The organism is Bowmanella yangjiangensis (assembly GCF_017255015.1).
GTDB lineage: Bacteria > Pseudomonadota > Gammaproteobacteria > Enterobacterales > Alteromonadaceae > Bowmanella > Bowmanella yangjiangensis.
Genome location: NZ_JAFKCS010000151.1, coordinates 1 through 1,883, shown reverse-complemented (window position 1 = coordinate 1,883; position 1,883 = coordinate 1). Strand labels below are relative to the sequence as shown.

3 protein-coding genes are annotated in these 1,883 nt (G+C 58.7%); all 3 read left to right on the top strand.

The genetic code is table 11. The annotated features are described in order from the left end of the window. Nucleotides 1-306, top strand: a 306-nt coding sequence (locus J0A65_RS22800; RefSeq protein WP_206596593.1) for a winged helix-turn-helix domain-containing protein, incomplete at its 5' end; no start/stop codon positions are given. After that, nucleotides 303-1,625 carry an ATP-binding protein gene (locus tag J0A65_RS22795; RefSeq protein ID WP_206596592.1) on the top strand — a complete coding sequence of 441 codons (1,323 nt, stop codon included), beginning with the start codon at nucleotides 303-305 and terminating at the stop codon, nucleotides 1,623-1,625. The genes J0A65_RS22800 and J0A65_RS22795, both read left to right, overlap by 4 nt. Nucleotides 1,626-1,700: 75 nt before the next feature. Continuing rightward, the coding region (locus J0A65_RS22790) for a DUF4280 domain-containing protein (RefSeq protein WP_332874377.1) at nucleotides 1,701-1,883 on the top strand (183 nt) is incomplete at its 3' end.

The following is a 1,883-nucleotide window of genomic DNA, read 5'->3' as shown; positions in this document are numbered from 1 at the left end:
AGTAGCAACGTGATCCAGCATGGCGAACTTTCAGTCAATCCGTCCACCCGCGAGTTTCTCGTGAGTGGCGATCCCGTCGACCTGTCGAAGAAAGAGCAGGCGGTGCTTTGTGCGCTTCTGAATACCAAAGGGATCGTCAGCGTCGACGCACTCAAGGATGCGGTGTATGGCTTTTCCGTTGACGTGGAGAGCAATGCACTCAATGTCCATATTCACAACCTGCGCAAGAAACTGGGCGCGAGCATTGTTCAGACGGTACGGGGCATCGGCTACCGACTCGGCCATCTCGGGGAGCGCGAGTCGTGAGTATTCGGCGTGGCTTGATGTACCGCCTCGGGGGCAGTTTTCTCGTTCTCTGGCTGGTGTCAGCGGCGTGGATGTTCAGCGACTTGCAGAAGAACATCGACAGAACGCTGGATGAACGACTGGCCGCCTCTGCAAAGCTAGTCGTGAGCATGCTTGGCGCGTCATCACTGTCAGCTGTGGACGATGGAATGAGGTCGTCGGGCCTTTTGCCTGACGAGGATGTCAACCTGACGGCAGGTATGGCCTGCCAGGTGTCGTCCCTGAAAGGCGAGATTCTCGTGAGGAGTCACAACTCGCCAAGCGAGCGAATAGGGCGCATGGGCGAGGGATATCACACCCAGGTTGCAGATGGCGTCGAGTGGCGAACCTTCACGCTGGAGGCCGATGGCGTGAGAATCAGCACGGCAGATCGAATCGAACAACGCGCACGTCTGAAGTACGCCATTCTGGAGGCTGCAGCAGTGCCTGTTCTCGTTGCGCTGATTGGCGGCCTTGTCGTTCTCTGGATCTGCGTGGGTAAGGGGCTGGGACCTCTCGCAAGGATGTCCAGAGCGCTCCTTTCAAGGAATGCAGAACACCTGGATCCACTCAACGTCGACGAGCTTCCCGTGGAGCTGCGTCCGCTTGCTGCATCGCAGAATGAATTGCTGCTTCGACTCTCACGCGCGATAGAGAGAGAGCGCCGATTCACCGGAGATGCCGCGCATGAGCTGCGTAGCCCGCTCACGGCCATAAAGACCCATATCCAGGTCGCACGGTTAACGGATGGGGACGTCTCCCGAGTCGCGCTCGGCAAGGCGGAAAAAGGCGCCGACCGCTTGCACTGCATTCTGGAACAGCTTCTCCTGCTTGCCAGAGTGGAGGGGCGCTTGTCGTTCGACGATGGCGTTCAGGCGTTCCCGTCCGAAATCATCATGCAGGCGCTGGAGGACTCCGAACGGAGCAATATCGTGAAGATCAAGCTCCACCAGGATGCAGACCGCTATCCACTGGCGGTGCCGTCAGCGCTTGCAACGGCTGCGCTGCGCAATCTCATCGACAATGCGCTCCGGCATACCGCACCCGGCACCGAGGTCGGGCTTTCAGTCTCTGTCGAAGGTTCGATGGTTCTTTTCTGCGTGCAGGACAAAGGCGGGGGAATTCCTGAGCTGCAACTGAATGATGTGACACGGCGCTTCTGGCATCAGGGTCGTGCAGGTGGAACGGGGCTTGGCCTGGCGATTGTCGAGGCGATCGTTGCCAGGTTCAACGGTGAGTTGAAGTTGCGCAATTCCGCTGAAGGGCTCGAGGCCGTGATGAGCCTTCCGCTCGTGCCATGAAGTGTCGCTCGCCGAAAGCACCACTCAACGACTTTCTACTAAGCTTCCCTTCCATCAGGGAGCGGCTTGGAGAAGGTGATGGGTTGTCCGCAGGTATGCAGTGGTGCGACGTTGCAATGCAGTTTTGGCGCCGCGCCGAGCGCATTGAACGTATTGCCGACGAACCGCACGCTGACAGGGGGCATGCCGGCGGCGAATATCATGGATTACATCCCGCTGGTGAATATCATGCCCTTCGGCATGTGCATGAGCATGGCC